The sequence below is a fragment of the Tritonibacter multivorans genome, from assembly GCF_001458415.1.
GTDB classification, from domain to species: Bacteria; Pseudomonadota; Alphaproteobacteria; order Rhodobacterales; family Rhodobacteraceae; genus Epibacterium; species Epibacterium multivorans.
In genome coordinates this window covers 63,024-86,043 of record NZ_CYSD01000012.1, presented here as the reverse complement: position 1 = coordinate 86,043, position 23,020 = coordinate 63,024, and the positions used below count along the sequence as shown (strand labels likewise).

The window sequence follows — 23,020 nt, the reverse complement described above, 5'->3', positions numbered from 1 at the left end:
GAATCAGGCCTCCAGATCCGCGCGAATGCCCGCGGCATCGATATTGGCGTGTTCGGCAATCACCACCAGCTGGGTCTTGCGCGGCTGCGCGCCCCAGGGTTGGTCGTATTGCGCCCGCAGGCGCTCGCCCACAGCCTGTACCAGCATCCGCATGGGTTTCCCCTCCACCGCGACATAGCCTTTGACGCGCAGGATATTGCGCGCGCGGGCCATCTTTACAATCCGATCTTGCAGCGCGTCGGGGTCCGAAATCTCGCCCAAATCGACCACAATGCTTTCAAATTCGTCATGGCTGTGGTCGTGGTGATGGTGGTGATCATGATGCCCGTGGTCATGCCCGTGGTCATGCCCGTGGTCATGGTCGTGATGTTCATGGTCATGACCGTGCTCGTGAGAATGGCCGTGATGATGGTCGTGGCTGCTGGGGCGTGCATCCAGATCGTCTTCGGCGGCGGCCTCAAGGCCCAAGATCACGCGCGGGTCGATGACACCCTCGGACATTGGCAGGATCGGCAGCTTGCGCGGGCTTTCGGCCGCAATCGCCGCGCGGGCTTTCTCCAGGCCGTCTTCACCGGCGAGATCAGCCTTGGACATCAAAATGATATCGGCGCAGGAGATCTGATCCTTGAACAGTTCGGACAGGGGCGTTTCGTGGTCAATGCCTTCATCTGCCTCGCGCTGCGCCTGAACCGCGTCCAGATCGGTGGCGAATTGTCCCTTTGCCACAGCCTCGGCATCGGCGAGCGCGATCACACCGTCAACGGTAATGCGCGAGCGGATCGCGGGCCAGTCGAACGCTTTGAGCAGCGGTTTCGGCAGCGCCAGACCAGAGGTTTCGATGACGATATGTTCGGGCGCATCCGGCAGGGCCATCAGCTGTTCGATGGTCGGAATAAAGTCGTCGGCCACGGTGCAGCAGATGCAGCCATTGGCGAGCTCCATGATGTTTTCCGCCGGGCAATTCTCGTCCGCGCAGGATTTCAGAATATCGCCGTCCACGCCTGCGGTGCCAAATTCGTTGACAACCACGGCAAGGCGCTTGCCCTGCGGGTTCTGCATCAGGTGACGGATCAGCGTGGTTTTGCCCGCACCCAGAAAGCCGGTGATCACGGTGACGGGGATCTTGTTGAGATTGCTCATGGTCAGTCGTCTTTCGTCAGGTCAACGCTGGGGAGTTTCAAAGGGGGAATGCGGGCCACGGATTGCTTGCGGAAGATCACCGGGCGTTCGCGCCATGGGACCAGCCCATCGGTGGTCGTGGCATAGGCGGTGATGCCTGCGGTGATGTCAGCCAGATGGTCTTCGGGGTCGAGATCGCCGTAGATATAGGACCAGCGCTCGGATCCGCCTTCGATCAAGATCGAGCAGCTGCGCGAGCAGGCAGACAGGCATTCGACACCGCGCACCGTGACACCTTCGGGCAGGTCCGCGCCATTAAGTGCTTCGGCCAGCACGCGGCCCGGGCGCTTGGCTTCGGGGTCGACGCCTTCGCGGCGGCAAGTGGTGCAGACGGTGACCACGACCGGCGCCAGTTGCGCCTGTGGGCTGTCGTCTTGGGGGGCCAGATCTTCGGCCATAGCTCTCTCCTCCTTTGAAGGACAGGGGCAGGCCAGTTGTCCGCAAGGGGGCCGATGAAGCCTGTCCTCGCGTTCGACCGGTCGCGGTACACCCCGTCCGCCGGTTGTCCTCCGTTGGCAGGTCTCCCGGCTTGCGGATTTGCGGCGGCCTTGGGGCTGTCGCGTGGTCCACCTGCCTTCCCGACTGCGCGTGCAGGTCAGTGGCATGGGGACCTCTCCGGTCACGGTCGCGGGGGCGGCTGTGCTTGGGTGGCACATTCCCTCTTCGCCTGCGGAACAGATCCGACAGGAACCAACGCATTCCCCCTTGCGCCACAGAGCCGTTCTTTGTCAAGACTGACCAAGCTGAGAAGGAGCCCGCACGTGAGCGATAATTCAAAACCTGAAATTTCCCCCGACGTCTCTGAGGAAGAGGCGCTGCGTCACGCCTCCAAGATGGCCAAGAAGAAGGCCGCGCGCGACAAGATGATGAAAAACAAGGACGGTGAGAAGGGTCTGATCATTGTCCACACCGGTCCGGGCAAGGGTAAATCCTCTTCGGGTTTTGGCATGATTATGCGCTGTATCGCCCATGGGATGCCGTCTGCCGTGGTGCAATTCATCAAGGGGGCATGGTCCACCGGAGAGCGCACGTTGATCGAGGAGAACTTTGGTGAGCTGTGCCAGTTTTACGCGATGGGTGAAGGGTTTACCTGGGAAACTCAAGACAAGGCTCGCGATATTGCCGCCGCGCGCAAGGGCTGGGAAAAGGCCAAGGAGATGATTTTGGACGCGCGCAACACGATGGTTCTGCTTGATGAGATCAATATTGCGCTGCGCTATGAATATCTGGATCTGGAAGAGGTGCTGGAGTTCCTGGTGGAACAGAAGCCGCCGATGACCCATGTGGTGCTGACCGGACGCAATGCGAAGGAAGAGCTGATCGAAATTGCCGATCTGGTAACCAATATGGAGCAGATCAAGCACCCGTTCCGCGCAGGCATCAAGGCGCAGAAGGGCGTGGAGTTTTAAGACCGTTCTCGCGGGACGCAGAGGTGGGGTGCGAGGCGTCGCCAGTGGTCTCTCGGACCAGTGGCGCTGCCGCCGTCGACCTTCGCGCGACCCCTTTTGCGAGGCTCTGCCTCGCGCTCCGGAGTATTTTTGGCCAAAAGAAGGGGCGGGTTATGCGCGCCATTTTAGGTCAGAGTGCGTGCCCGATTGTTTTGTGCGCGAAACATTGGGGCAGGGCGGTGATGCTTTTTCTGGTCGTTGCCACCCCGCCGCGCGCTGGCATCTTGAGGGAGCGCAACGGCGGGTAAGCTTTGGTTCAGATCAAGCGGCCTTTTGGGTCGCTTTTTCCACGATGTAGGCGTCAACGGCGGTGCGTTCCGCATCATTCAGGCGCAGGCCGAGCTTGGTGCGACGCCACAGGAAGTCTTCGCCAGAGCGGACATATTCGCGCGCAATCGCCCAGTCGAGCTCGCGCGCGGTGATGGTTGCGCCAAAGCTCTGGCCCAGATCACCTGCCGATTTTGCATCGCCCAGAACATCCCAGGCCTCTGTGCCATAGGCGCGGATCAGGCGGCGTACGGCGTAAGGTTCGAGGAAGGGGTAGGCGGCCGCCAGCTTGTCCTGCAGCGCTTTGACACCATCCACAGCGAAATCACCACCGGGCAGGGCCACACCTGCGGTCCAGTTGCCGGGGGTCTGAGGGAAGACCTCCTGGATTTTGGCAAGCGCGGCCTCGGCCAGTTTGCGGTAGGTGGTGATCTTGCCGCCAAACACGTTCAAGAGCGGCGCCTGTGCCTGATCCAGTGTCAGAACATATTCGCGGGTCGCGGCTGTGGCTGAGGATGCGCCATCGTCATAGAGCGGGCGCACGCCAGAGTAGCTCCAGACCACTTGGTCAGCTGTCACCGGCTTTTCGAAATAGTTGGAGACGAACTTCAGCATGTAGTCGCGTTCTTCGTCAGAGCAGGCGGGCTTTTCATCCGGCGTGGTGTGGTCCGCATCTGTTGTGCCGATCAGAGTGAAGTCTTCCTCATAGGGAATGGCGAACATGATCCGGCCGTCTTCGCCCTGGAAGAAATAACAGCGGTCGTGGTCATAGAGTTTTGGCACCACAATGTGGCTGCCGCGCACCAGGCGCACGGATTCGGAACTGTTCTGGCCCAGTTTCTGATGCAGCACATCCGCGACCCAAGGCCCGCCCGCGTTGACCAGCATCTTTGCGCGGCGCACAGTTTCGGCCTCGGTCACGGTGTCCTTGAGGTGGATTTCCCAGTGGTCGGCGTGACGGTCCGCGCGGGTGACCATGGTGCGAGTCAGGATCTCGGCGCCGCGCGCTTCGGCGTCGCGGGCGTTCAGCATCACCAGACGGGCATCTTCGACCCAGCAGTCAGAGTATTCAAAGGCCTTGGCGAATTTGCCTTTCAGCGGCGCACCAACCGGATCCTTGGTCAGGTCGACCTTGGTGGTGCCGGGCAGGATGCCGCGTTTGCCAAGGGTGTCATACATGAACAGGCCAAGGCGGATCAGCCATGCCGGGCGACGGCCCTTCATCCACGGCATGATCTTGGTCAACAGGCGCGAGGTCGGGGTGTCGCTGTCAAAGCGCATGTCGCGGTGGTACGGCAGCACAAAGCGCATGGGCCAAGAGATATGGGGCATGGCCGACAGCAGAACTTCGCGTTCAATCAGGGCCTCTTGCACCAGGCGGAATTCAAAATATTCCAGATAGCGCAGGCCGCCGTGGAACAGTTTGGTCGCCGCCGAAGAGGTGGCAGAGGCAAGGTCGTTCATTTCCGCAAGCGTGACGGTCAGGCCGCGGCCGGTGGCGTCGCGGGCGATGCCGCAGCCATTGATGCCGCCGCCGATGACAAACAGATCAGTGATGTTTTCGTTACTCATTTTCGCTGCTTTCGTTTTCAGCTGCCCCTGCCACAAGGATTCGCGTGCCAGCTGTTGCTGCGGCATCGGCAAATTCCTGTGGGACAGGGCGGTCGGTGATAATGGTGTCCAGGTCCTCGAGCGCGCAAATGCGCACCGGGGCGGAGCGGTCAAATTTGCTGCCATCGCAGACAAGAATGCGGTGGCGGGCGTTTTTCAGGATGGCGCGGGCGACGGCGACTTCGCGGGCGTCATGGTCCAGAATGGAACCATCGTCATCCATGGCAGAGGCGCCGATTACGGCATAATCGACTTTGTAGCGAGAGATGAATTCGACCGCTTCTTCGCCCACAATAGCGCCGTCACTTTGCCGGATGCTGCCGCCCACGAGGATCAGATCCTTGGGGTTTTCTGTCATCATCATGTTGATAATGTTGATATTATTAGAAAGAATGGTGAGCCCGGAGTGCGACGAGAGGTTGCGCGCAACCTGTTCGGTTGATGTGCCAATATTGAGCGCAAGCGAGCAGTTTTCGGGAATGAGCTCTGCCGCCAGAACCGCCATTTCGCGTTTGCCTGCCGCGTTGAGGCTGCGGCGTTCGGCATAGCCGCGATTGGCAGCCGAGGCGATGCGCACCGCGCCGCCGTGCACGCGGCTGAGAAGGCCCCGCGCCGACAGGTCCCGCAGGTCTGTGCGCACGGTTTGCAACGACACGCCAAAGCGCCCGGCGAGGTCCTCGACCTCGACCCGATCCTGGCTATTGAGCAGGTTCAAGATTTCGTTTTGGCGATCCGTGGCGTCCATTTGCTTTCCTTTTCATATCTCCCATAGCGAAAACTCGGGTAAATGTCACGTGATGGTTTCGTGTCGCTTTCCATTTTGCGCAAAAGGAAACGGCCTCCCTGAAACAGGAAGGCCGCAGCGCGAAAAGAATAGGTTCTGAAATTACATGTGCGACACCGGGGGCGAGGTGAACGCGAGAAACACAAGCTTGCCCAGCAACAGCGCCAGAACAGCCAATGACAGGCCGGGCGCAAGATAGGCGCGGATCACTTGGTCAGGATCAGCTTGCCCGCGCGGGTGATGCGCAGCGAATAGATTTGGCCGTTGAGCACAATACGGGCCTGATTGCCGCCTTTGGTCAGTTCAACCGCATCGTGGGTCGGAAAGGATTCGGAGGTGGCGGAGCGGACAAGGTTGTCAACGGAAAGCGGAGTCACAGCGTTCATCGGTCAGTCCCTTTGAGCATGTAAAAATGGGTTGGAGGTGTCTTTGGCTGACCTGCTCCGAACAGGTTGGCTGTCTTGATATAATTTCTGATGTATTGAGTCGGGATTGTCAATCCGATAAAAATAGTCAGGAACTTAATTCGCGGAACTGAAACGAAAAAAGCCGCCCCGAAGGGCGGCCTTTGCATTGGTTTTAAGCGTGCTTAGGCGCGCGTGCCAGAGAACTGCTCTTGCCATTCCTCGCGCTGCTCGTCGCTGATTTTGGCAAACAGAACCTCGGGCACGGTGAAGGCGTGGCCGCCGGGCAGGGCGTTCAGCGCGGCCTCAACGTCCTCGGGCCAGCTGCGGTTCTCGGTGCCAAGGGCGGCAAACAGGCTGTCCGAAGCAGTCGGGATGAACGGCGCGGACAGAACCGCATAAAGACGGATTAGGTTCAGGCCCAGACGCACCTGTGCGGCGGCTTTGTCGGGGTCGGTTTTGAACACGGACCAAGGTGCTGCGGACTGCAGGTATTCGTTGCCCGCCACCCAGATTGCACGCAGTTCCTGTGCCGATTTGCGCACTTCCATCGCTTCCATATGGCCCTCGTAGGCGCGGATGCGAGTGGTGAGTTCCTCGATCAGTTTCTGTTCCTGCTCGCCCCATTCGCCCGCGCTTGGGACTTCCTCGCCAAATTTGGAACGGCAGAATTTGGTGATGCGGGAGACAAAGTTGCCCAGAACGTCAGCGAGGTCTTTGTTCACGGATTGCTGGAAGTTCTCCCAGGTGAACTCGGAATCGCTGCTTTCTGGCGCGTGAGACAGCAGCCACCAGCGCCAGAAGTCGGCCGGCAGGATCTCCAGCGCCTGATCCATAAACACGCCGCGGCCTTTGGAGGTCGAGAACTGGCCACCGTCATAGTTCAGGTAGTTGAAGGATTTCAGGTGATCCACCATCTTCCACGGCTCGCCCGAGCCCAGAATGGTCGCGGGGAAGGAAAGCGTGTGGAAGGGGACGTTGTCCTTGCCCATGAACTGGACGTATTTCACATCCTCGGCACCTTTGTCGGTGCGCCACCAGCTTTGCCATTCGTCGTCGGATTTGCCATTGGCCTCGGCCCATTCCGCAGCGGCTGCGATATATTCGATTGGCGCGTCGAACCAGACATAGAAGACCTTGCCTTCCATCCCAGGCCAGGCCTCGTCGCCTTTTTGCACCGAGACACCCCATTCCAGGTCACGGGTGATGCCGCGGTCTTGCAGGCCATCGCCATCGTGCAGCCATTTCTTGGCAATCGAGGTGGTCAGCACCGGCCAGTCGGTTTTGCTGTCGATCCAGGCATCCAGATCGTCGCGCAGGGCGGACTGGCGCAGGAACAGGTGCTTGGTCTCGCGCACTTCCAGATCAGTAGAACCAGAGATGGCAGAGCGCGGGTTGATCAGGTCGGTCGGGTCCAGCTGCTTGGTGCATTCCTCGCACTGGTCGCCACGCGCATGTTCATAGCCACAGTTGGGGCAGGTGCCTTCCACATAACGGTCCGGCAGGAAGCGGCCATCGGCGTGGGAATAGACCTGACGGTCCGCGACCTCGGCGATCAGGCCGGCCTCGGCCAGCTTGCCCGCAAAATGCTGGGTCAGCTTGTGATTCTGCTGGCTGGACGACCGGCCAAAGTGGTCAAACGACAGGCCAAAGCGGCTGGCAATGTCGGCCTGCACGTCGTGCATTTCAGCGCAGTAATCGGCGACCGGTTTGTCGGCCTTGGCGGCGGCCAGTTCGGCCGGGGTGCCGTGTTCATCCGTCGCACAGAGGAACATGACCTCGTGACCGCGGCCACGGTTGTAGCGCGCATAAAGATCCGCAGGCAGCTGGCTGCCCACGAGGTTGCCGAGGTGCTTGATCCCGTTGATGTAGGGAAGTGCCGAGGTAATGAGAATCCGGGCCATATGTTCCATCCACGTCCTTGTCTGGCCGCCCGTGTACCTGATGGCGCGGCGCACGAAAACCCCGGCGCTTTGGCTTTGGCAAAGAAACCTTGGGAAAATCGCTACACGTCTGGTTTTCCATTCTTTACCGGACAGGGGCGGCCCCTTAGGGTTCCGGCTAATTTTGATGACAAGCCCTTGAAAGATCACGACCCCGTGACCACATACTTAGCATACTACAGTATACATTTAACATTGGGCGACCCGGATGATTGACTTCCTATTCGAGAGCGCAGTTGCGCCTTTTACCATAGCTCTGGGCATTCTGGCCGGGCTTTTGGTGCTCGAACTGGTGGCGCTTCTGATTGGCGGCAGCCTGTTTGGCAGTGACAGCGATGCGGGTGCGGAGTTCGATGCCGATCTGGACGTCGATCTGGACGCTGGGGCCGAGATGTCCGCGGCGTTTGACGCTGATCTGGATGCCGATCTTGCTGGTGGTGAATTGGCAGAGCTGCCAGAAACCACGGCTTCTGCACCGGTGAACCCGGGTCTGACCGGCTGGCTGGGCCTCGGCAAAATGCCGTTTCTGATCTGGCTCGCCAGCATGTGCCTCAGCTTTGGGCTCTCTGGGCTGGGCCTGCAGAGCGCATTGCGCGATGCGCTGGGTTTTGCCTTGTCGCCCGCGCTTGCGTCTGTCCCGGCCTTGATTGTGGCACTGTGGTTTACCCGCGGCTTTGGCGCATGGTTCGCCCGTGTCCTGCCGCATACGGAAACTTCGGCCCTGTCGGAAAACGCGCTCGGGCGCCGACGTGGGGTCATCACCCAAGGCACAGCCGCCCGTGGCCGCCCGGCCGAAGTCCGGGTGCAGGACCGCTATGGCAATGCCCACTACCTGCGCGCTGAACCGATGAGCGACGGAGAGCAGATTTCGGCTGGCACCGAAGTTCTGGTGATCCGGGATCGGCGCGCCAAAGCCTATGTCTTGGTGCCGGTCAGCGACTAACGACCGGCCACAGGCAGTATTTTCAAACCTGAATTTTCTAGAAGGAGTATTGGAATGGAGATCCCCTTCCAAATTGTCGCTGTTCTCGCCGTGCTGGCGTTCCTCGTGCTTATTGGTCTTGTGTTGGTGCGCCTGTACCGGCGCGCAACCCGTGAAGTGAGTCTCGTTAAAACCGGGGCAGGCGGTAAAAAAGTGATCATGGATGGGGGCGCTATCGTCGTGCCACTGCTGCACGAGGTGAGCCCCGTCAATATGAAAACCCTGCGTCTTGAGGTGCAGCGCAACAATGACGCGGCGCTGATCACCAAGGACCGTATGCGGGTGGATGTCGGTGTCGAATTCTATGTCTCGGTGATGGCGACGGTCGAAGGGATTTCGCGCGCGGCACAGACACTGGGCGACCGGACCTTTGATGTGGATCAGCTGCGCGAGATGATCGAAGGCAAGCTGGTCGATGGTCTGCGCGCAGTTGCGGCGCAAATGACCATGGACGGGCTGCATGAAAACCGCGCTGATTTTGTGCAAGAGGTGCAGAATGCCGTGTCCGAGGATCTGTTGAAAAACGGTCTGTCACTGGAATCCGTCTCGCTCACCGCGCTGGACCAGACCCCCTTCGAAGCGCTGGATGAAAACAACGCTTTTAACGCGGTTGGTATGCGCAAGCTGGCCGAGGTGATCGCCCAGTCCAAAAAGGAACGCGCCAATATCGAGGCCGAAGCTCAGGTCGCGGTACGCCGCGCAGAAATGGAAGCCGAACGCCAGCGCCTGTTGATCCAGCGCGACGAAGAACAGGCCCGCATCGAGCAGCAGCAGGAGATCCAAACCCTGAAGGCAGCACAAGAGGCAGAAATTGCAGCGCGTCAAGAAGACGCCGCGCGCGAAACCGAACGTTCGCGGATTGCGCGGGAAGAATCTGTGCGGGCGGCTGAGATTGCGCGCGAGTCAAAGATCCGCGATGCTGAGATCGCCAAGGAACGTGCAGTGGAAGTGGCCGAGATCGCCAAGGAACGTGAACTGGAAGTCGCCAATCAGGAGCGCCAGATCATCATCGCGCAGAAATCCGAAGAGGAAAGCCGCGCGCGGGCCTCTGCTGATTTGGCACGCGCCGAAGCGACCAAGGCAACCGAAGCGGTGGCAACCGCGCGTGAGGTGGCCGAGGCAGAGCGTGTCAAACAGATCGCTCTGATCAACGCCGAACGCGAAGCTGAACAAGAAGCCACCGCCATCCGACTGGCGGCACAGGCGGAAAAAGAAGCCGCCGCGGACCGCGCGGAAGCCCGCCGTGAAGAAGCTCAGGCCGAAGCCGATGCGCTGAATATCCGCGCTGAGGCAAAGAAGAACGACATGCTGGCCGAGGCCGAAGGTCGCCGCGCGATTGTTGAAGCCGACAATGCCCTGTCGCCAGAGATGGTCCGCATGAAGCTTGATATGGCGCGTCTGGAAGCGATGCCTGCGGTGGTCGCCGAAATGGTCAAACCGGCGGAAAAGATCGACTCGATCAAGATCCATCAGGTGGGCGGCATTGGTGCCGGTGCGCCTTATGGCGGCCCTGCGAACTCGGGCGACAAGCCGGTGGTCAATCAGGCGCTGGATTCGATCATGGGCATGGCGGTGCAGATGCCCGCGCTGAAGAAGCTGGGCGAAGAGCTGGGGATCTCTATGGAGGACGGCGTGGCTGGTGTGGCCAGCGGGCTGATTGCTCCGGCGGAGGGGGCGGCGGCGGACGCCTCTGCCACTGCGGCGGAATAACCCCATCTCAGAGCGCAAAAAGAAGGCCGGGGATGTCCCCGGCCTTTTTGTATTTACTGCCGCCCCTCGCGGGCGCGTTTCAGCATCTTACCAATCGTAAAGGATGTGCGCGGCGCATAGACGTAGCGCGTGCGTTCCTCGGGCGAAGACCGTACACGCATCCGGGCAAGGCCAAAGACGATCAGGCCAATGTGGCCTACCGCCACAAAGGTAAAGAGCGCACCGGGGCCGAAGGCCTCGATCAGGGTGGAGGCCACCAGCGGCGCAGCAATTGCGCCAACCGCGTAGAAGAACATCAGCGCTGCCGACAGTTCGACCCGTTCCTCTGATGTGGCAAAGTCATTGGCATGTGCTGCCGAGACCGAGAAGATTGGCACCGTGGTCAGGCCAAAGAACGTCGCCGAAACCATGATCGCCAGCGTGCCCTGCGTGCTGGCCGGCACGGTAATGGCGCAGGCGATGAGCGACACGGCAGACAGCCAGATCAGCACCCAGCGGCGGTCGAATTTATCCGCCAGCCAGCCCACCGGAAACTGCGCCAGCGCGCCGCCGAGAACGAAAGCGGCAAGGAAAAAGGCGATCTGATCCACGGCCAGCCCGACCTCTTGTCCGTAAATCGGGCCGACCATCCGGAAGGACGCGCCCGACAGCGCCGCCACGCAGACGCCGATCACCGCCAGCGGCGAACAGCGCCAGGCCAGTTTGGGTTTCAGGCGCGGGGCAGAGGGGATCTTGGGTTGCGAGGCTTTGGTCATGGTCAGCGGCAACAGGGTCGCACAGCAGATCAGGGCCAAAAGATTGTAGGACACATAAGACGCAGGTGGCAGAACCGCGATCAACAGCTGCGCCACCAGCGACGCGCCGGTATCGGCCACGCGGTACAGCCCGGACACCCGGCCGCGGGTCTCGTTTGTGACCTTGGCGTTCAGCCAGGCTTCCACCACCGTATAGCTGCCTGCAATACAGATGCCCGTGGCAATCCGCAGCCCAGCCCAGGCATAGGGGTTTTCAGTCAGCGTATGCCCCAAAAGCCCCATCGCCCCCAGCGCCGTACAGACCGCAAAGGCCCGCGAATGGCCCACGCGCCCCATCAGGCGCGGCGTCCACCAGCAGCCGATGAAGAAGCCTAGGAAGTGAGCAGAGCCCAGCAAACCGATCTGCTGGTTGTCAAAGCCAAGCACCTTGCCCGACAGCGCATCCAGCGGCCCCACGCCACCGGTCGACAGCTGCAGCAGGATAATAGACAGGAAGAGGGCGGCGAAAGACAAAATGGTGCGCATAATCGCCGACCATAGCGGGGGTGGCCAGAATTGCGACTGCGTTTTCGACAATTTACATGTCGTTTCTGCTCATTCCTTGGGCAACTGGCGAACAAAGAAAAGGCGAGGCATTTCGGCCCCGCCTTCACTGTTTGATCGTACCGACCGTGCCTTAGCCTTTGTTGGCCCAGGCAGAGTGGTCAATGTCCAGATCCGGGAACTTGGTCGGGTCAAAAACGGGGCGCTCTACGCCTGCTTTGCGCTGGGCGTCAAAGTCGTTGAGGACGCGACGCAGAACCGGGAACAGCATCAGCAGGGCCAGCAGGTTCACCAGCGCCAGAATGCCCATCATCGGATCCGAGAAGAAGAACACTGCCGTTGCACCCGGTGCCACTGCACCAAGGAACGTCACGCCGACCAGCACAACTTTGAAGGCCATCAGGGCGATCTTGGATTTCGAGAACACGGTCAGCGCGTTTTCCCCAAGGTAGTAGTTGTAGATGATCGAAGAGAAGGCGAACAACAGCACCGCAAAGGTCAGGAAGTACTGGGTCCAGCTGCCCAGATGTTCGACCAGAGAGTTCTGGGTCAGCACAACGCCGTCGATATCTGCGCCCGGCACATAGGTGTCGCTCAGCAGGATGACAAGCGCGGTACAGGTACAGATGATGATGGTGTCAATAAAGACCGAGAAGGACTGGGTGATGCCCTGGCTGATCGGGTGGCGCACTTCGGCAGTGGCCGCCACGTTCGGCGCAGACCCCAGACCCGCCTCGTTCGAGAACAGGCCGCGGCGCAGACCCTGCGCAATCGCCGCGCCCATGCCGCCGGAGACCGCTTCTTCAAAGCCAAAGGCATTGGCGAAGATGGTCGAGAAGGCAGCCGGCACGTCGCCGATGTTCAGCACGATGACAACCAGCGCCAGCGCGATATAGGTCAGCGCCATGACCGGGACGATAATGTCGGAGGCTTTGGCAATCCGCTGGATGCCGCCAAAGACGATGAAGGCGGTGCCCGCTGCCAGAATGGCGCCAGAGATCAGACGGTTCAGGCCAAAGGCATTTTCAGCCGCGCCCGCGACCGTGTTGCCCTGAAACGCCGGGAAGCCAATGCCGAAGGCAGCAATCAGGCTGATGGCGTACAGCACGGCGAGCCATTTATACTCTTTGCCCAGACCATAGATGATCATGCGGGCCGGGCCACCGCGGTAGGAGCCATCGTCCTGACGGCGTTTGAACACCTGCGCCAGCGAACATTCCACAAGGCTGGTGGCCATGCCGACCAGCGCAATGGCCCACATCCAGAAGACAGCGCCGGGGCCGCCAAGGGTGATGGCCACGGCCACACCGGCAATATTGCCGCCGCCGACGCGGCCGCCGACGGACACGAACAGGGCCTCACGGGCGGTGATGGTGTTGGGATCCGAGCTCTGGTTGTCGCCTTTGAGCACGCGGAACATGCGGCGGAAATAGCGGAACTGGACGAAACCGGTGGCAATGGTGATGAAGACACCAAAGATAACGAGGAACGGAATGAGCGACCAGCCCCATGTCAGGTCACCAATCGTTCCAAATACTGTGTGAAGAAAGTCCATGAATCCTCCGAGTTGGCTTTTCTTGGCGGCTGTTTCTAGGCTGCCTCTGCGGAATGTCCATATTGCGGCGCACAAGTTTCGCCTATTCTTGCATATTTTTTAGGCGATTTTAGAAGATTCTTCGCGCACAACACGTTTCGGTTGTTATTGCGGAATTTTGGACAGGGTCAGAGTAGCAGCCACTGTACCGCAAAATCCGTCACTTTTCTGCATGGTTTCGACAAATGGCGGGGTGTTTTTACGGTGTCCGGCCGCATCTGGCGCATGTTCTGAACGCGGGTTTGGGGTCACATGCCAGCTCGCTGGCGGCTGCGAACGGGCGCGCAGGCGGTTCAGTTTCCACCGGTCCACAGGCGCTGCTTCGATGCCGAAGGGGACGCCGGGCTGCACGCGCGGGTCAGGCTGGGGCAGGTGGCGGGGCAGCATTTGCCAGCGGCTTTCCACCCCCGGTGCGCCGCCCTGATCGGGGGTCAGAAGCAGGGCCGTGGGGGCGGTGCCGCGTTTGCCCAGCAGGTCGCCGCCCTGTTCCGCCGCCAGATGCAGTCGCCGCACCGGCGTCAGCGCAGGCGGGCCGGGCAGGTCTGCCACCACCAGGGGCACGGCACCGCTGCGCAGGGCCTCTTCGACCGACCAGAGCAGATCTTCGGCGCGTTGCACCCGCAGGAAAATCAGGCGCCCGGGGTCAAAGTGATGCCAGACGCCCTCGGCATGGAGGTCGACGCTTTGCCAGCTGGGGGAAATCCACAGAACCGGGCCTTCGGTTTTTGTCGCCAGCCACAAGGCCAGCGTGCGCCGGGCGCCGCCGCAGATTTCGTGGGCGCGGCCGTGCACCAGCGTGACGTCGGGGCAGAGGCTGAGGCTGCCGCGGGATCTCAGCGGTTGTGGGCTGGGGACAAGGGCCTGCGCGGCAGGGGCATGAGCGGAGCGTATGGGATTCGACATGAGACCCAGATTAACATGTTCGCTTTATGTTCTCAATCTTGCGGTCCCTGGCTGGACCGGGCTAGGCTCTGACCAAACATCCCCAATGTGACAGACAGGATCCCCGATGAAACTGAACCCTCTTGGCCGCACCGGCATGATGGTGTCCGAGCTTTGCCTTGGCACCATGACTTTTGGCACTCAGACCGATGAACCCGACGCCCATGCGCAGATCGACATGGCGCTGGCGGCGGGGATCAATTTCCTCGACACCGCTGAAATGTATCCCGTCAACCCGATCCGGGCTGAGACCATTGGCCTGACCGAGACGATCATTGGCAATTGGAATGCGGCAACGGGGCGGCGGGGCGAGTATATTCTGGCCACCAAACATTCCGGCGAAGGTATGAAGGCGGCGCGCGATGGGGCGCGGATTTCGTCCAAGACGATTGCGCAGACCATTGAGGGGTCGCTGAAGCGTCTGCAGACGGACTATATCGACCTTTATCAGTTCCATTGGCCGAACCGGGGCAGCTATATGTTCCGCAAGAACTGGGCCTTTGCGCCAGAAAAAAGCGGCCAGACCGGCGATGAGGTCCGCGCCGAGATGGAAGATTGTCTGGGCGCATTGGCCCGCGAGGTCGAACGCGGCACGATCCGTGCCTTTGGCCTGTCAAACGAGAGCGCCTGGGGTACGTCGCAATGGCTGCGTCTGGCAGAGGCGGGCAAGGGTCCGCGGGTGGCGTCGATCCAGAATGAATATTCGCTGATGTGCCGCCTCTATGACACCGATCTGGCAGAGCTGTCGGCCTATGAAGACGTGGGCCTGCTGGCGTTTTCGCCGTTGGCCACGGGGCTGCTGACCGGCAAGTACCTGAATGATGCGCTGCCTGAGGGGTCGCGCAAAACGGTGAATGACAATCTGGGTGGCCGCGTTGGCCCGCGGGCAGAGGCGGCAGTTGCGGCCTATGTGGGCGTGGCGGAAAAACACGGGCTGGACCCGGTGCAGATGGCGCTGGCGTGGTGCGCTGGGCGGCCGTTTATGGCCTCGGTCATTTTTGGCGCCAGCACGGTGGCGCAGCTGGCGCATATTCTGGAAGGCGCGGACCTGAAGCTGAGCGCAGAGGTGCTGGCCGATCTGGACGCCACCCACAGGGCGCATCCGATGCCGTACTAAAGGTCAAACACCCTGCGCAAGTTGCCTGCGGTGGCATGCTTTGCGCCTGCGGCGGGCGGGGCACTCCCGCCCGTATCGCTTGCATTGGAAATGCCAGCTCACGGTTTGGGCCACGCGCCGCTGACGCGGCGCGGTGGCGCATATCGTTAGTGATGGCGCGAGGCAGCGGCCTCGTCGGCCTCATAGCCATAGGGGGTGCGACCCTGACGGGGCGGGGTGCCCTGATCCAGATGTTCCTGACGCAGTTCGCGCGCGGACATGCCGTGGGCGGTGCGGAAGGCGCGGGCAAAGCTGGATTGCGCGCTAAAGCCCGTGGCCTGTGCGACCTCCATCAAGGACAGATCGGTGTCAGTGACCAAACGGCGCGCCTCGGCCATGCGCAGCTGCAGATAATGGTCCTGCGGCGTGGTGTTCAGGCGCAGGCGGAACTGTTGTTGCAGGCTGCGCGGGCTGGTGCCCAGAACTTCGGCAATCTCGGCCAAGGGTTTCGGCTCGTCGAGCGAGGCCTCCATGATCGCATTGGCTTTGGCGGTGATGGCATTGTGACGGTGGCCGGAGAGCGGCGCGACCTTCTTGCCTGCCTGTGCTGCGGTGGGGTCGTCCTGCAGGAACATGCCCCCCACGCGGGAGGCAAAGCCACCGCCCAGACGGGCCGTAATAATGTGCAGCATCATTTCGACCGCAGGCATGGCCCCGCCCGAAGTCAGGCGACCCTCGGACACGGCAAAACGGTCGCTGCGGCAATCCACAGCCGGGAAACGGGCGGAGAAGTTTTCAAGCTCTTCCCAATGGGTGGTGGCGGCGTGACCATCCAGAAGCCCTGCTTCGGCCATCAGCCAGGTGCCGCCATCGACGCCCGCAATCGTTGCCCCGGTCGCCGCGATCCGGCGCAGGCCAGACAAGAGGCTCGGCGTGGCTTGCCGGACCACCTGAAACCCGCCCAGAACCAACAAGAGGTCGCAGTCCATCAGACGCGCCAGCGGGAAGGTCGGCACGGTCAGGCCAGAGGACAGCATCGGGATGTCGTCTGTGGCGCTCACGTAGTCCCAGTCAAACACCGGACGGCCTGCCAGACGGTTGGCGGCGCGCATCGGGTCAATGGTGGCGGCGAACGACAGCGTGTGACATTCGTCCAGCACCAAAACTGCGGTTTTCAGCGGTCGGGCCTCCGGTTGGAGGATGTTTTTTGCGGATTTCATCAACTTCGATTCGCCTGAGGTAAACTTCCCCAACAGGCTGCGGGAGTCCCGGCACGCGCGCAAATCGGAATCCGGGGAGAAGGCTGGGGATAACTTGGGCACATCCCTGTACATGGCGAGGAAAACCGATTTTTGCGAAAATACCCAAAAATGAAGCGAATTTGGCGTGGTTTCGACTCGGGGCGGATTCTGCGATTTTGGCGCTCAAGAGGGGCTTCGGGACTCTGATTTGAGTCTTCACATGCAATCCGCGCGGGTCCGATGAAATCCGGTCAGGTTGGCTGCGCAGATCACCTCATAATCTTCTTGAAGGAAACGAATTTGATCTGGGTTGTGCGGCGTGTCACGGATCGCCTCTGACGAGAAAATGAGAGTTTCACAATGGTCGATTTTGTTGAATTCCTGAACAGCCACGATTTTCTGATGGCCGATGGGGCGACAGGAACAAATCTGTTCAACATGGGTCTGGAGTCCGGCGACAGCCCGGAACTGTGGAACGAAGATGAACCCGACAAGATCCGCGCGCTTTATCGCGGCGCGGTCGAGGCCGGGTCCGATCTGTTCCTGACCAATTCCTTTGGGGCCAACCGTGCGCGCCTGAAACTGCATGACGCCGGCCATCGCGCATACGATCTGTCTAAACGCGCCGCCGAGCTGGGCCGCGAAGTGGCAGATGCCGCCGGGCGCACCGTGATCGTTGCCGGATCTGTTGGCCCAACCGGCGAGATTATGGAACCCACTGGCAGCCTGAGCCATGCGGAGGCCGTGGACATCTTTGAAGAGACCGCGCGCGGGCTGAAAGATGGTGGCGCAGATATTCTGTGGTTGGAGACCATTTCCGCCCCCGAAGAATACCGCGCCGCGGCAGAGGCCTTTGCCCGCGTGGATATGCCCTGGGTGGGCACCATGAGCTTTGACACCGCAGGCCGAACCATGATGGGGGTGACCTCGCCTGCGCTGGTGGAGCTGGTCAAGGGGCTGGACAATCCGCCAGTGGCCTTTGGGGCCAATTGCGGGGTTGGCGCATCCGATCTGCTGCGCACGGTTCTGGGCTTCAACGAGGCCTATCCGAACATTCCGATCGTCGCCAAAGGCAATGCGGGCATTCCAAAATATGTGGATGGTGAAATCCACTACAACGGCACGCCCGAGCTGATGGCGGAATATGCGGTTCTGGCACGGGCTGCGGGGGCCAAGATCATCGGCGGCTGCTGCGGCACCACGCCTGCGCATCTGGAGAAAATGCGCGAGGCGCTCGACACCCAAGAGGTCGGCCCGCGTCCGAGCCTAGAGGCGATCAGCTCCGCCCTTGGCGCATTTTCGTCTGACAGTGATGGCACCGACGCGGCAACCTGCGCGCCGCAACGCGAACGCCGGGGCCGCCGTCGGGCGAAGGCTGAAGGGTAAGTCGCCGCAGAAGACAACGGTCCGGGCAACGCTGTTTGCCCGGATTTTTTATGGGGCTTTGTCTGTTTCGGCCTGATCCGGGTGGTCCTGCGAGATCTGCGCCCTGAGTGCGCGCACCCGTCCGGGCATTTGCCGTGCTGTAATATCCGCCTCGCGGATCAGGTGGTCGAAATGCCCCGTAAAGGTCTCCACCCGTTCGCGGTCGCGGAAGGCCATGTAATGACTGCCCGCGTAGAAGACGCACATCAATGGGCCAAAGATCGTAATCGGCGAAGAATAAAGCCGCCGCGTGTCATACAGATAGACCCGAAGTCGTGGGTAGAGATCGGTGCAGAGCTGTTCCATATGGTCAAGCTGCGCAATCCGCTTCTCAAGCGGCAGCCCCTGATAATAGCCAATGCCATGGGCAAAACAGTCCAGCTCGGCCATGGGCAGGGCAATCTCGTAGTCGGATCCTGACTGACGCATCCAGCTCAGCCGGTCCTCGGACGCGCCAATCGCCTGATCGGCGGTGCGACCCAGATGCGGGGCGTATTCCCACTCCAGCACCTCGCGGGTTTTCATCATATCGGGCAGGGTCGCAGGCACGTGGCGGATTTTATACCCGGCAGCCTCGCGGTGCCATTCATAGATGCGTTCATCCACCAGCGCGCGCGGCGCTTCGGTCATGGCAATCGACAAGGCGAGCAGCTCCGCCGCGCTTTCCGGTCGGTCAGACAGGCTCAGCAGCCAATCGGCGGACACGCCCAAGGCCGCAGCACAGGCGCCGACCACATGGGCATTGGGCAGGCGCGCGCCGTCATCGGTCAGCAGCTGCGAGATCGTCGACCGATCCACGCCGGTCTGCCGCGCCAGTGCGCTCTGGCTCAGGCCGCTGTCTTTCAGCGCCTTGTTCAGCCGGTCGCGGAACTGTTCCGCCCGCAAGAGTTTGTCAGCTATTTCCACCATGCTGTGATAACTATCACATTCCGTGAGATTTGTTAATTACATTCGGAATTCTGCACATCCCGCCTGTCACGTAAATTTGACCCAGCAAAAACAACAAGAAGGCGAAGGTCATGGAAACGCGCAGGCGCTCAATCGTGAAGGCGGTGATCTGGAATATCATCGGCCTGATCTGCATGTCGGTGGTCGGCTACATTGGCACTGGCTCGCTCAGTGTAGGTGGGGTCATGGCCGTTGTGAACGCGGCTCTGGGGCTCACGATGTATTTCATCTACGAGCGCATCTGGTCCGGCATTCAATGGGGCCGCGCGCCCGCCTTCGCAGATGGGGGCGCACATGTCTGAGCCGCACGTCGAAGACTATTTACCCGATGGGCCAGAGTGGGGCACCTTTGCGCTGATCCTGACGTGCCATGCGTTCTGGGCGCTGGCGGTGTTTGTGCTGCCGCAGGTGTCGATGGCGCTGGCGGTGGTTCTGGCGACCCTGATGATCGCGCTGCAATGTTCGCTCTGTCACGAGGTGATCCATGGTCACCCGTTCCGCAATCAGCGCCTGAACGAACTGCTGGTGTTCCTGCCGTTGAACCTGATGATCCCCTATGGCCGTTTCCGCGACACCCATCTGGCCCATCACGAAGATGACCGGCTGACAGATCCCTATGATGACCCCGAAAGCAACTTTCACGATCCCGTGGTCTGGGCGCAGATGCCAAAATGGCGGCAGGGGCTGTTGCGGATGAACAATACGCTTCTGGGGCGGATGCTGATTGGGCCGATCCTCGGGCAGGTTTGTTTTGTGTTCAGCGATGCAAAGCTGATCCGAGCCGGGCAGCCAGGCGTTCTGCGCGACTGGATCCTGCATGGGCTGGGCGGTCTTCTGGTGCTGGTGCTGGTTGTGATGTCCCCGATGAGCCTGAGTGCCTATCTGCTGGCCGCCTTTGCTGCGCTGTCTTTGCTGAAGGTGCGCACTTTTCTGGAGCATCGGGCACATGATGACAAACATGGCCGCACCGCAATTGTCGAAGGCCAGGGGGTCTTTGCCTTCCTGTTCCTCAATAACAATCTGCATATTGTCCATCACATGCATCCGGGCGTGCCGTGGCACCGTCTTCCGGACCTCTATCGCGCGGATAAATCCGGGTATCAGCGGGCCAATCACGGCTATGTGCTGCCCAGCTATGGGGCGGTCTTTGCCCGTTACTTCCTGCGCGCCAAGGATCCGGTGCCACATCCGCTCTGGCAGGCGGGCGAATAATCAGGCAGGGTTCGGGGGTATTTTAGGCATCGTTTGAAAGCCCCCTCCATGCCCATCTGGATCCCTGTGACGCTGGCAGCTGCCAGTTTTCAGACCATTCGCTTTATGTTGCAGAAGGTTCTGGCGTCGGTCACCCTGACGCCCGCCGGGGCGACGCTGTCGCGCTTTCTTTATTCTGCGCCGCTGATCTGGGCGGCGCTCTGGGCCTATCTTTCCCTCACCGGAGACAGCTTCCCGGCGCTGGGCGCTTGGTTCTTTCTCTATGCGGTGATTGGCGGGGCAAGCCAGATCCTCGCCACCATCTGTGTGGTGGCCCTATTCAAAGCGCGCAATTTCGCCGTGGGGATCACCTTTAAAAAGACCGAGGTCATCCAGACCGCGTTGGTGGGCTTGGTGGTGCTGGGGGACCAGATCAGCACCCTAGGCTGGGGGGCGATCTGCATGGGCCTTGCAGCGGTTCTTGTGCTGTCAAAACAGGCCAAGGCAGACGCGGGGCCGTGGTGGCAGCATTTGACCAATCGCGCGGCACGTCTTGGGCTCGGGTCTGGCGTCTTGTTTGCCTTCTCGGCCACCTTCTACCGCGCCGCCTCGCTGGAGCTTGCGCAGATGGATGCGCCAATGCGCGCGGGCGTGACGCTGGCGGTGGTGGTCACTCTGCAGGTGGCGATGATGATGGCCTGGCTGTTGTGGCGCGACCGGGGCGAGATTGCCCGCGTCTGGGCAGCCCGTCGCGTCGCGTTCTGGGTCGGGATCACCAGCATGGGCGGGTCTTACTGCTGGTTCTGGGCCTTCACGCTGCAGAACGCCGCCTATGTCAAAGCGCTGGGGCAGGTGGAACTGCTCTTGTCGCTGCTGGCGTCAGTGCTGTTTTTCCGTGAAACGGTCAGCCGCCGCGAACTCTTGGGCATGTCGCTGTTGATGCTGTCGATCGTGGGGCTGGTCTTGGCGATCTAGCGGGCGATCCAGCGGGCGATCTAGTCATCCAATGGCCGCCCGTGCAGACGCAGGAACAGGCTTTCTTCGTCATCATTGCGGAAGAAGGGAATGCTGTCTGGAGGCGCTGTGTCCGTCAGGCGCGCGGTGACCTCGGCCAGAACCACCTCGGTGATAAAGGGCAGGTCGAACTGGCGCACCTCGCTCAGGGGGATCCACTGAAGATGGGACAGCTCGTCTGAGGCCTGCGAGAAGTCATCCAGATCGCCGTGCAGCGCGACCGCATCCAGCAAAAAGAACCGCGCATCAAAGCGGCGCGGGCGCCCCGGCGGGGTAATGGCGCGAAAGACAAACTGCAACGCGCTGGCATCCGGCAGCAGATCGGCAGTGGCGAACCCTGCCCAGTCGCCGGGCACCGGGGTCTGCCACGCGCCGGGCTGACCAAGGCGCAGGCCGGTTTCTTCCCAGAGTTCGCGCACGGCAGCCACCGCCAGCGCGTGGTCCAGACCTGCTGGTGCCTCGACCGCCAATTGCGCACGGCACGGGGCGGGCAGGGGGGCAGCCAGCGGCACCGTGGCGTCTTCGACATCCACTGCTCCGCCGGGAAAGACAAATTTATTCGGCATAAACGCCGCCCGTGCCCCGCGCTGTCCCATCAGAACCTTGGGGCTGTCTGAGTGGCGGTCCCGCAGCGCAATGACCGTTGCGGCGTTTCGGACCTCCGGGCGGATGTCAGCTGACGTCATTCCGTGTCTTTCTGAGCGGTTTGTCTGAGCGCCTTGGCGCGGTCATCAAAACCATACATGCGCTTGGCCCATTGGTAAGCCACAATTCCACCTTTGATGCGCGGCAACAGATACAAAGACGATGCCACACAGCCGATGGAAAACACCGTCGCCGTGACCCACGGGTCCGGGCGCCACTCAAAGGCCACCACATGCAGGATCGGTGCCATAATATGCCCGACAACCAGAATGGTCAGATAGGCCGGGCCGTCGTCTGCCTTTTGCGGGCTCAGGTCTTCGCCGCAATGGTCGCAGGTGTCGCGTACTTTAAGGTAGCCATCAAACATCGCGCCTTCGCCGCAGCTGGGGCAGCGACGGCGCCAGCCTTTCCACAGCGCGGGTTTGACGGGGCGGTCTGCCGGAAGCGATGAGACCTGTGCGGGCTGATCTGCCACCTGAGGGATGTCGGTCATTGGGGTTTCTCCTGCGGGGCGCCTGCGCCGGAACGGCCAGCCACAGACGGTGATGCCTTTGGGTTGTCCCATATCTGGGCGTCGCAACCAAGCGTCTGCAAGGGGCTGCGGCCAGATGACACGACCTGCCCCCAGAGGTCCTTGAAAAAACAAGGCTTTGTAAAAATTTGCTCCAGTTTTCAATAAACCGCGACGGAATGCGCAACCTGCGGCGTGAGACTTGTATCGGCAGCCAAGAACAGGCCGCCGCGATCGAAGATCACTGAGAGAGGATCAGAACCGATGACCAACAAGACTCTGATTACCGCAATTATTGCCATCTCCGTTGGGCTGGTGGCGCAGGCAGGCACCGCAAAGCCCGGCGCTGGCGCACGCATGATGCCGAGCTTTGAAGACCTGGACACAAACGGCGATGGCGCCCTCACAGAGGCAGAGCTGACAGCCCATCGCGCAGCGCGTTTTGCCACCATGGACAGCAACGGCGACGGCAAGCTGACCGCAGAGGAGCTGGAGGCGCATCGGTCTGCCAAAATGGCGGAGAAACTCTCCAAGCGCAGCGCGCGAATGATCGAACGGCTTGACACCGATGGCGATGGTGCGCTCAGTGCCGAAGAAATGGCTAAGACACGTAAAGGCAACAAAATGTTCCAGCGTGTTGACCAGGATGGCAACGGTTCTATTTCCGCAGAAGAATTCGAGGCGGCTCGGGCAAAGATGGAAAAACGCATGAAACATCACCGCAGTAACGGCACTGACGGCGGACGCGACGAAGGCTAACCGACCGTCCGACTGTTGTTCCGCAAAA

The 23,020-nt window shown here is 61.0% G+C and carries 22 protein-coding genes and 1 riboswitch; of the genes, 9 read left to right on the top strand and 13 right to left on the bottom strand.

Annotated features, from left to right (window positions below):
- Positions 1-3 precede the first annotated feature (3 nt).
- Both cobW and TRM7557_RS01705 read right to left on the bottom strand, forming a co-directional pair.
- Positions 4-1,140 carry a cobalamin biosynthesis protein CobW gene (cobW, locus tag TRM7557_RS01710; RefSeq protein WP_058288481.1) on the bottom strand — a complete coding sequence of 379 codons (1,137 nt, stop codon included), beginning with the start codon at positions 1,138-1,140 and terminating at the stop codon, positions 4-6.
- Positions 1,141-1,142: 2 nt separating this feature from the next.
- On the bottom strand, positions 1,143-1,577 hold the full coding sequence (locus tag TRM7557_RS01705) for a DUF1636 family protein (RefSeq protein WP_058288480.1): 435 nt from the start codon (positions 1,575-1,577) through the stop codon (positions 1,143-1,145).
- A 99-nt stretch (positions 1,578-1,676) separates the two neighbouring features.
- Positions 1,677-1,889: riboswitch (cobalamin riboswitch) on the bottom strand.
- 51 nt (positions 1,890-1,940) lie between these two features.
- Between TRM7557_RS01705 and cobO the strand changes: the two genes are divergently transcribed.
- Complete coding sequence (gene cobO / locus TRM7557_RS01700; RefSeq protein WP_058288479.1) at positions 1,941-2,588, top strand: cob(I)yrinic acid a,c-diamide adenosyltransferase; 648 nt, start codon at positions 1,941-1,943, stop codon at positions 2,586-2,588.
- Between the two features lie 300 nt (positions 2,589-2,888).
- Here cobO and glpD read toward each other — a convergent pair whose 3' ends face one another.
- The 4 genes from glpD to metG all read right to left on the bottom strand — a co-directional run bounded on the left by glpD (position 2,889) and on the right by metG (position 7,597).
- Positions 2,889-4,466 (bottom strand): glycerol-3-phosphate dehydrogenase, encoded by a 1,578-nt coding sequence (gene glpD, locus TRM7557_RS01695; protein WP_058288478.1) that lies wholly within the window; start codon positions 4,464-4,466, stop codon positions 2,889-2,891.
- Positions 4,459-5,250, bottom strand: coding sequence for a DeoR/GlpR family DNA-binding transcription regulator (locus tag TRM7557_RS01690; RefSeq protein WP_058288477.1), 792 nt, complete (start codon positions 5,248-5,250; stop codon positions 4,459-4,461). The genes glpD and TRM7557_RS01690 overlap by 8 nt, the downstream gene beginning before the upstream one ends.
- Before the next feature lie 245 nt (positions 5,251-5,495).
- Positions 5,496-5,675, bottom strand: coding sequence for a hemin uptake protein HemP (hemP, locus tag TRM7557_RS01685; RefSeq protein WP_058288476.1), 180 nt, complete (start codon positions 5,673-5,675; stop codon positions 5,496-5,498).
- 203 nt (positions 5,676-5,878) lie between these two features.
- Complete coding sequence (gene metG, locus TRM7557_RS01680) at positions 5,879-7,597, bottom strand: methionine--tRNA ligase (RefSeq protein WP_082626497.1); 1,719 nt, start codon at positions 7,595-7,597, stop codon at positions 5,879-5,881.
- 247 nt (positions 7,598-7,844) lie between these two features.
- On the opposite strand from metG, the gene TRM7557_RS01675 reads away from it, so the two are divergent.
- Positions 7,845-8,579, top strand: a complete 735-nt coding sequence (locus tag TRM7557_RS01675; protein ID WP_058288474.1) for an OB-fold-containig protein — start codon at positions 7,845-7,847, stop codon at positions 8,577-8,579.
- Between the two features lie 54 nt (positions 8,580-8,633).
- A complete protein-coding gene (locus TRM7557_RS01670) occupies positions 8,634-10,328 on the top strand; it encodes a flotillin family protein (RefSeq protein ID WP_058288473.1) in 1,695 nt (564 codons plus the stop codon).
- Positions 10,329-10,381: 53 nt separating this feature from the next.
- On the opposite strand, the gene TRM7557_RS01665 is transcribed toward TRM7557_RS01670, so the two are convergent.
- The 3 genes from TRM7557_RS01665 to TRM7557_RS01655 form a co-directional block, all read right to left on the bottom strand.
- Positions 10,382-11,608, bottom strand: a complete 1,227-nt coding sequence (locus TRM7557_RS01665; protein WP_058288910.1) for an MFS transporter — start codon at positions 11,606-11,608, stop codon at positions 10,382-10,384.
- Positions 11,609-11,759: 151 nt separating this feature from the next.
- Entirely contained in the window at positions 11,760-13,181 is a 1,422-nt protein-coding gene (locus TRM7557_RS01660) for an alanine/glycine:cation symporter family protein (RefSeq protein ID WP_058288472.1), read from the bottom strand.
- 144 nt (positions 13,182-13,325) lie between these two features.
- Positions 13,326-14,123, bottom strand: a complete 798-nt coding sequence (locus tag TRM7557_RS01655; RefSeq protein WP_074942023.1) for an ImuA family protein — start codon at positions 14,121-14,123, stop codon at positions 13,326-13,328.
- A gap of 106 nt (positions 14,124-14,229) precedes the next feature.
- Here TRM7557_RS01655 and TRM7557_RS01650 point away from each other — a divergent pair, with 106 nt between their 5' ends.
- Positions 14,230-15,279 (top strand): aldo/keto reductase, encoded by a 1,050-nt coding sequence (locus TRM7557_RS01650; RefSeq protein WP_058288471.1) that lies wholly within the window; start codon positions 14,230-14,232, stop codon positions 15,277-15,279.
- Positions 15,280-15,425: 146 nt separating this feature from the next.
- On the opposite strand, the gene TRM7557_RS01645 is transcribed toward TRM7557_RS01650, so the two are convergent.
- Positions 15,426-16,478, bottom strand: a complete 1,053-nt coding sequence (locus tag TRM7557_RS01645; RefSeq protein ID WP_058288470.1) for a GlxA family transcriptional regulator — start codon at positions 16,476-16,478, stop codon at positions 15,426-15,428.
- A gap of 381 nt (positions 16,479-16,859) precedes the next feature.
- On the opposite strand from TRM7557_RS01645, the gene bmt reads away from it, so the two are divergent.
- On the top strand, positions 16,860-17,885 hold the full coding sequence (gene bmt / locus TRM7557_RS01640; RefSeq protein WP_058288469.1) for a betaine--homocysteine S-methyltransferase: 1,026 nt from the start codon (positions 16,860-16,862) through the stop codon (positions 17,883-17,885).
- Positions 17,886-17,933: 48 nt separating this feature from the next.
- Here bmt and TRM7557_RS01635 read toward each other — a convergent pair whose 3' ends face one another.
- Positions 17,934-18,833, bottom strand: coding sequence for a helix-turn-helix domain-containing protein (locus TRM7557_RS01635; RefSeq protein WP_058288468.1), 900 nt, complete (start codon positions 18,831-18,833; stop codon positions 17,934-17,936).
- Positions 18,834-18,943: 110 nt separating this feature from the next.
- Between TRM7557_RS01635 and TRM7557_RS01630 the strand changes: the two genes are divergently transcribed.
- From TRM7557_RS01630 to TRM7557_RS01620, 3 genes are read left to right on the top strand one after another with little or no spacing between them, the layout of a single operon-like run.
- Positions 18,944-19,174 (top strand): DUF2061 domain-containing protein, encoded by a 231-nt coding sequence (locus TRM7557_RS01630; RefSeq protein ID WP_058288467.1) that lies wholly within the window; start codon positions 18,944-18,946, stop codon positions 19,172-19,174.
- Positions 19,167-20,084 (top strand): fatty acid desaturase, encoded by a 918-nt coding sequence (locus TRM7557_RS01625; protein WP_058288466.1) that lies wholly within the window; start codon positions 19,167-19,169, stop codon positions 20,082-20,084. Before TRM7557_RS01630 ends, TRM7557_RS01625 begins: the two co-directional genes overlap by 8 nt.
- Positions 20,085-20,132: 48 nt before the next feature.
- Positions 20,133-21,038, top strand: a complete 906-nt coding sequence (locus TRM7557_RS01620; protein WP_058288465.1) for an EamA family transporter — start codon at positions 20,133-20,135, stop codon at positions 21,036-21,038.
- Positions 21,039-21,058: 20 nt separating this feature from the next.
- Here the strand turns inward: TRM7557_RS01620 and TRM7557_RS01615 are convergent, their stop codons facing one another.
- Both TRM7557_RS01615 and TRM7557_RS01610 read right to left on the bottom strand, forming a co-directional pair.
- Positions 21,059-21,763, bottom strand: a complete 705-nt coding sequence (locus TRM7557_RS01615; RefSeq protein WP_058288464.1) for an NUDIX hydrolase — start codon at positions 21,761-21,763, stop codon at positions 21,059-21,061.
- Positions 21,760-22,215: a DUF983 domain-containing protein gene (locus TRM7557_RS01610; RefSeq protein ID WP_058288463.1), complete on the bottom strand. Its 456-nt coding sequence runs from the start codon at positions 22,213-22,215 to the stop codon at positions 21,760-21,762. Before TRM7557_RS01610 ends, TRM7557_RS01615 begins: the two co-directional genes overlap by 4 nt.
- 282 nt (positions 22,216-22,497) lie before the next feature.
- Between TRM7557_RS01610 and TRM7557_RS01605 the strand changes: the two genes are divergently transcribed.
- The gene (locus tag TRM7557_RS01605; RefSeq protein WP_058288462.1) at positions 22,498-22,992 is read left to right on the top strand and encodes an EF-hand domain-containing protein; all 495 of its coding nucleotides are present in this window, start codon (positions 22,498-22,500) and stop codon (positions 22,990-22,992) included.
- The last annotated feature ends 28 nt before the right edge of the window (positions 22,993-23,020 follow it).

Coding starts and splice junctions, on each gene's coding strand:
- cobW (WP_058288481.1), bottom strand. CDS start 1,140: ATGAGCAATCTCAACAAGATCCCCGTCACCGTGATCACCGGCTTTCTG.
- TRM7557_RS01705 (WP_058288480.1), bottom strand. CDS start 1,577: ATGGCCGAAGATCTGGCCCCCCAAGACGACAGCCCACAGGCGCAACTG.
- glpD (WP_058288478.1), bottom strand. CDS start 4,466: ATGAGTAACGAAAACATCACTGATCTGTTTGTCATCGGCGGCGGCATC.
- TRM7557_RS01690 (WP_058288477.1), bottom strand. CDS start 5,250: ATGGACGCCACGGATCGCCAAAACGAAATCTTGAACCTGCTCAATAGC.
- hemP (WP_058288476.1), bottom strand. CDS start 5,675: ATGAACGCTGTGACTCCGCTTTCCGTTGACAACCTTGTCCGCTCCGCC.
- metG (WP_082626497.1), bottom strand. CDS start 7,597: ATGGCCCGGATTCTCATTACCTCGGCACTTCCCTACATCAACGGGATC.
- TRM7557_RS01675 (WP_058288474.1), top strand. CDS start 7,845: ATGATTGACTTCCTATTCGAGAGCGCAGTTGCGCCTTTTACCATAGCT.
- TRM7557_RS01670 (WP_058288473.1), top strand. CDS start 8,634: ATGGAGATCCCCTTCCAAATTGTCGCTGTTCTCGCCGTGCTGGCGTTC.
- TRM7557_RS01665 (WP_058288910.1), bottom strand. CDS start 11,608: ATGCGCACCATTTTGTCTTTCGCCGCCCTCTTCCTGTCTATTATCCTG.
- TRM7557_RS01660 (WP_058288472.1), bottom strand. CDS start 13,181: ATGGACTTTCTTCACACAGTATTTGGAACGATTGGTGACCTGACATGG.
- TRM7557_RS01655 (WP_074942023.1), bottom strand. CDS start 14,123: ATGTCGAATCCCATACGCTCCGCTCATGCCCCTGCCGCGCAGGCCCTT.
- TRM7557_RS01650 (WP_058288471.1), top strand. CDS start 14,230: ATGAAACTGAACCCTCTTGGCCGCACCGGCATGATGGTGTCCGAGCTT.
- TRM7557_RS01645 (WP_058288470.1), bottom strand. CDS start 16,478: ATGAAATCCGCAAAAAACATCCTCCAACCGGAGGCCCGACCGCTGAAA.
- bmt (WP_058288469.1), top strand. CDS start 16,860: ATGGTCGATTTTGTTGAATTCCTGAACAGCCACGATTTTCTGATGGCC.
- TRM7557_RS01635 (WP_058288468.1), bottom strand. CDS start 18,833: ATGGTGGAAATAGCTGACAAACTCTTGCGGGCGGAACAGTTCCGCGAC.
- TRM7557_RS01630 (WP_058288467.1), top strand. CDS start 18,944: ATGGAAACGCGCAGGCGCTCAATCGTGAAGGCGGTGATCTGGAATATC.
- TRM7557_RS01625 (WP_058288466.1), top strand. CDS start 19,167: ATGTCTGAGCCGCACGTCGAAGACTATTTACCCGATGGGCCAGAGTGG.
- TRM7557_RS01620 (WP_058288465.1), top strand. CDS start 20,133: ATGCCCATCTGGATCCCTGTGACGCTGGCAGCTGCCAGTTTTCAGACC.
- TRM7557_RS01615 (WP_058288464.1), bottom strand. CDS start 21,763: ATGACGTCAGCTGACATCCGCCCGGAGGTCCGAAACGCCGCAACGGTC.
- TRM7557_RS01610 (WP_058288463.1), bottom strand. CDS start 22,215: ATGACCGACATCCCTCAGGTGGCAGATCAGCCCGCACAGGTCTCATCG.
- TRM7557_RS01605 (WP_058288462.1), top strand. CDS start 22,498: ATGACCAACAAGACTCTGATTACCGCAATTATTGCCATCTCCGTTGGG.